The organism is Oerskovia sp. NPDC056781 (assembly GCF_042789955.1).
Classification (GTDB): Bacteria; Actinomycetota; Actinomycetes; order Actinomycetales; family Cellulomonadaceae; genus Oerskovia; species Oerskovia rustica.
The window spans coordinates 1-5,028 of record NZ_JBHUAD010000267.1; the positions used below are offsets into that span (position 1 = coordinate 1).

5 protein-coding genes are annotated in these 5,028 nt (G+C 73.4%); all 5 read right to left on the bottom strand.

Annotated features, from left to right (window positions below):
• Nucleotides 1-1,577, bottom strand: a 1,577-nt coding sequence (locus tag ACFRCR_RS16800) for a hypothetical protein (protein WP_377679119.1), incomplete at its 3' end; no start/stop codon positions are given.
• On the bottom strand, nucleotides 1,574-2,779 hold the full coding sequence (locus ACFRCR_RS16805) for a glycosyltransferase (protein WP_377679121.1): 1,206 nt from the start codon (nucleotides 2,777-2,779) through the stop codon (nucleotides 1,574-1,576). The genes ACFRCR_RS16800 and ACFRCR_RS16805, both read right to left, overlap by 4 nt.
• Before the next feature lie 174 nt (nucleotides 2,780-2,953).
• A complete protein-coding gene (pth, locus tag ACFRCR_RS16810) occupies nucleotides 2,954-3,553 on the bottom strand; it encodes an aminoacyl-tRNA hydrolase (protein WP_193718986.1) in 600 nt (199 codons plus the stop codon).
• Between the two features lie 142 nt (nucleotides 3,554-3,695).
• The gene (locus ACFRCR_RS16815) at nucleotides 3,696-4,298 is read right to left on the bottom strand and encodes a 50S ribosomal protein L25/general stress protein Ctc (protein WP_191795064.1); all 603 of its coding nucleotides are present in this window, start codon (nucleotides 4,296-4,298) and stop codon (nucleotides 3,696-3,698) included.
• Nucleotides 4,299-4,588: 290 nt separating this feature from the next.
• Nucleotides 4,589-5,028, bottom strand: a 440-nt coding sequence (locus tag ACFRCR_RS16820; protein WP_377679124.1) for a GPP34 family phosphoprotein, incomplete at its 5' end; no start/stop codon positions are given.

A 5,028-nucleotide genomic window follows, 5' to 3' on the forward strand; every position in this document is an offset into this window, starting at 1 on the left:
CCGCCGTCCCCCGGCGCTCCCGCATCGGGGCGTTCGGCGGCGAGCGCGGGAGCCTGTGCGACCGCGTCGCCTCCCGCCGACCGGGTGCCGGGTCCGTCGTCCTGACGGTCCGGGTCGCCGTAGGTCGAGGCGTAGAGCATGCGCCGGTCGCTCTTGACGCCCGCGAGCGCGATACCGACGAGGGGCACGTTGTTGATGCGGAGGCGTTCGGAGGCCTCGGCGAGGACCGCCCGGTCGGTCTTGCCCGCGGAGGCGATGAGCACCACGCCCGTCGCGTAGCGCCCGAGGATCGTCGCGTCCGCGGCGGCGAGCACGGGCGGGGCATCGATCACGACCACCTCGGCGTCGTCGCTCAGGTCGGCGATGAGCTTTCCCGCGCGGGTCGTCGCGAGGAAGTCCGCCGGGTCCATCTCCTCCTCGGGGACGGGGAAGACACCCAGGTTGGGGATGCTCGTGGGGCGCAGCGTGTGCCGGTCGCCCGACCAGCCCTCGGGCGGCGGCAGGACCCGGTCGAGCTGAGGGCGGCGCAGGTCGCCCGAGACCGCGATGGTCCGTCGGCCGCTGAGCGCGAACGACGCCGCGAGGTTCGCGGCGATGAACGTGCGAGGCGCGTGCGGGTCCGCGGCCGTGACGACCACGACGACGCGGTCCGCCTCCGCGAGGGAGACCTGGACGGCGGTCCTGAGCTCGCGGATCGACTCGGTGAAGGGCGTCGCGAGCTTGCGCGACACGGGCAGCGTGTGCGAGTGGCTGTAGTCACGGTCCGAGGACCTGACACCGTAGAGCTCGGCCAGCACGGGGGTCTGCGCGAGGCGCGCCGCGTCGGCCGCACCACGCACCCGGACGTCGAGGCCTCGGCGCGCGAAGGCCAGCCCGATGCCCGCGACGAGCCCCGCCAGGCCCGCGAGGGCGAGCACCGTGCTCCGCCCCAGACCGAGCGCCTCAGCGCTGGTGGCGGGCGTCTCGACCTCAGCGGGGACGGTGATCGCCCGGAGCGTGTTCGCCTGGACCGTGAGCGACGTGTAGTCGGTGACGATGGTCTCCTTCTCGGCGAGAGCGAGCGGGTCGTCCGTGACGACCGAGAGCCGGGCCGTGACGCCCGCGAGCTGCGCGGCGAGCGCCTGCCTCCTCGCGTCGAGCGCCGCGATCTGCGCGTCGCGGAGGACCGTGAGCTGGGCGACGTAGGCGTCGGCGAACGCGTTGGCGACGTCCTGGGACTCCTGCGGGTCGAGGGTCTTCGCACTGATGGCGATGAGGCTCTGGCTCTCGCCGGGGTAGTCGGCCGAGACCTGCGCGGCGAGCGTCGCGGGGTCGCCCGTGTAGCCGAGCGTGGTCGCCGCGGCCTGCACGACGGGGTCGGACGTGACGTCGCTCAGGTCGGTGTCGACCGTGACCTCGACGACCTGCTCCCCGCCCTGCGCCGACTGCACGCCGACGAGCCGCACGGTCGCGGTCGCCTTGTAGACGGTCTCCTGCTGGTTGAGGTAGACGAACGCCCCGCCCACGACCACGAGGACGGCCGCCAGCACGTAGTACTTGCCGGCCCACACCGTGCGGACGAACTCCCGGACTGTCATGAGTCCCTCTCCCCTGAGGTGCTGGCACCGGCGTGCACGAGGCCTCGTTGCTCTTCGACGACCTCGCGGAGCCGCGCGACGAAGCGCGGGAGCGCGAAGGTCTCGACGTGCGAGGTCAGGACGTCATCCTCCCACGGGACGACCGAGGCGTCCTGGACTGCCCGCGCGACGAGGTCGGGCTCGGGGGCGTCGAAGAACGCCCCGGTCACCCCGTCGACGACCGTGTCGAGGTACCCGCCGTCCCGCAGGACCACGGAAGGCCGCCCGAACGCACCCGCCTCGAGCGGGGACAGCCCGTAGTCCTCGTACGAGGCGGCGACGAGCATCGAGCAGCTCCGGTAGAGCCAGCGCAGCTCGGGGTCGTCGACCCGGCCGAGCAGCGTGGTCCCGCCGCCCGTGCCCGACGGCGTGCCCCACCTGCCGGAGACGGGTCGCCCGCGCGCGGCGAGGCCTTCGAGACGTGCCCGGTCGGGACCGTCCCCGACGATCACGAGGTGGCGTCCGGCGAGGCGGGCCGCCTCGACCAGGACGTCGACGTTCTTGTACGGCAGGAGGCGGGCGACGCACAGCAGGAAGCCCGGCTCGATCCCGGGCACCTCGCGCTCGGGCCCGGCGGGCAGCATCGCGGGGGGCGGGGGCAGGATCTCGGCCTCGATGCCGTAGGCCTCGCGGACCGCACGCTGGGTGACGGTCGAGTTGGCGAGGTAGACGTCGGCGCGTCCTGCGGCCCGCCGGTCCCAGCCGCGCAGGGCCGGGCTCAGCGCGGCGAGCGCCGCGGCCGCGACGCCGCTGCGGAGCCGGTCCCCGGTGCTCGCTCCGTCCCGGCCTCCGAGGTAGCGGTCCCGCTGGTAGAGCCACCGGGCCGGCGCGTGGCAGTAGACGACCGTCCGGCCAGCTCCACGGTATCCGTGGGCCCAGCCCGTCGAGCTAGCGAGCAGGACGTCGGCGTCGACCCGCTGCGCCGAGACCGCAGGGGCGAGGAGGGGCAGCGCGAGCCGGTGGTGGCGGCGCAGCGCGCCGACGCGGTCGAGCGCGGACGTCCTCAGGTCGAGCCGGGAGAACTCGGGGAACGTGCCCGGCTGGTCGTAGAGGGTCGTGTACATCGGCGATCCGGGAAAGGCCTCGGCCAACCACAGGGCCACCCGTTCGGCGCCCCCGCGCTGCGTCGCGTAGTCGTGCGCGAGCGCCACACCCTCGGTCATCGTGCCTCCGTCGTGGGGCAGGAGACGGCCGCCCGCCCAGGTTGGATATCGATCCAGCCTAGGGCGCACGTCCCGGCCACAACGGATGAACCGGACACGTCACCCGGGTGAAGTCCGGGCTCCCGGACCACGGCCGCCGGCCGGATGCCGACCGGCAGCGCGGCGGCCCGGAGGTCAGGCCTTGGTGTGGAACTTCCCCTGGGCCGCGAGCAGCCCCTCGGTGAGGACCATCTCGACGGCGTCCGCGGCGTCGTCGAGCAGGAACGGCAGCTCCTTGGCCTCCGCACCGGAGAAGTTCTTCAGGACGTAGTCCGCGGTGTCCATGCGCCCCGGGGGGCGACCGACGCCCGCGCGGACACGGACGTAGTCGCGGGTCCCGAGCGCCTTGGTGATGTCGCGCAGGCCGTTGTGGCCGCCCTCGCCGCCACCGGACTTGAGCTTGATGTCCCCGAACGGGATGTCCACCTCGTCGTGGACGACGATCACGTGGTCGGGGTCGATCCCGAAGTACTGGGCGAGGCCCGCGACCGGACCGCCCGACGTGTTCATGTACGTCGACGGCTTGGCCAGGAGCACCCGGGGCCCCGGGGCTCCGCCCGGCAGCACACCGAGGCGCGCCTCGGCCACCGCGGCGCGCGCCTTGTGCGCGCTGAAGGTCGCGCCGGACCGCCCGGCCAGGACGTCGAGCACCATGTGTCCGACGTTGTGACGGTTGCCCGCGTAGGTGGGTCCGGGATTCCCGAGCCCGACGACGAGCCACGGCTGGTCGGTCATGTCACCTGGTCCTTCATCGAGTTCTGAGGGGAACGTCCGAGGCGCCCGGCGCCGTACGGCACCGGACGCCTCGAACGTACGTGTCCTGCGGTCCTGCGGACCGGACCCGGCGGAGCGGGGACCGACCTCAGGAGGGTGAGGCTCAGGCCTCGGCGGGAGCCTCGTCGGCTGCCTCGGCGGCCTCGGCCTCTGCCTCGGCAGCGACCTCGCTGCGCGGCTCGGTGATCGCGACGACCGCGAGCTCGGCGTCGCCGTGGAACACGGAGCCCTTGGGCAGCGTGATCTCGCCGGCGCGGACGATGTGCCCGGCCTCGAGGCCCTCGATCGAGACCTCGACGGCCTCCGGCAGGTGCGTGGCCTCGGCCTCGAGGAGCAGCGTCTGCGACTCGACGACGTGGATCGTGCCGGGAGCGGACTCGCCGACGACGTGCACGTTGACCTCGACCTCGACCTTCTCGCCCTTCTTCACGATGAGGAGGTCGATGTGCTCGACGACGTCCTTGACCGGGTCGCGCTGGACGTCCTTGGCGATCGCGAGGACGGGCTTGCCGTCGAGCTCGATCGAGAAGAGTGCGTTGGACTGCTTGAGAGCCAGCGTCGTCACGTGCCCGGGGAGCGCGATGTGGACGGGGTCCGTGCCGTGCCCGTACAGGACGGCAGGGATCTGGGAAGCGCGACGGATGCGACGGGCGGCACCCTTGCCGAACTCGGTGCGGGCCTCTGCGACAAGCTTGATCTCGGACACGTGAACTCCTGAAGAACGGTTGCGGGCCGACCACCAGTGGGAAGCGATCGGCTGTCCGGCCGGCTGGTTGGCACCGGAGGACGGGGCGGCTGCGTCGGCGCGGGACACATGACGGGCGCACGAGGACGACCGCCCAGTCGATTACGGGGACCCTTCAGGATCCTGCTGACCTTCCGGTGTCTCACCGGCCGTCAGACGTCCCTCGCCGAGGCAACCGAACTACTGTACCCGGGCGCGCGTCGTCAAGGGAAACCCGCGAGTGTCGCGCCTCGTCGGCGGGACGCGCACGGTCAGGACTGGGCGCCCGCGATGACCATGGTCGTGGTGAGCGCCGCGGTCGTGGCCGCCGTGATCTCCTCGACGTAGCGTCGCGTCGCCCCCGCCGCCCAGCTCCCCTCGGCGAGCTCCTTCGCGCGGTGGTCGATCTCGCGCCGCTCGGTCGCCGAAAGCTCGGCACCGGCGGCCATGACCCGACCGGCCTGCTTCGTGGCCGCGAGCATCGCGACGAGCGCGCCCGTCCGCTCGTCGGGGGCGACGCCGTCGCGCAGGACGCGCGTGAGGGTGCGCCGCACCTCGCCCTCGTGGCGCGAGTCCGCGGCGGGCCAGCGCGTCGTCGGGAAGATGCCGAGGATGCGCCCCTCCTCGCGACGCAGCAGCCCGCGCTCGACGAGGCCGGGGGGCGGGGGGGGCGCGGGGGTGGGCCGCGGCAGCACCCCCACCCCGGGCGTGG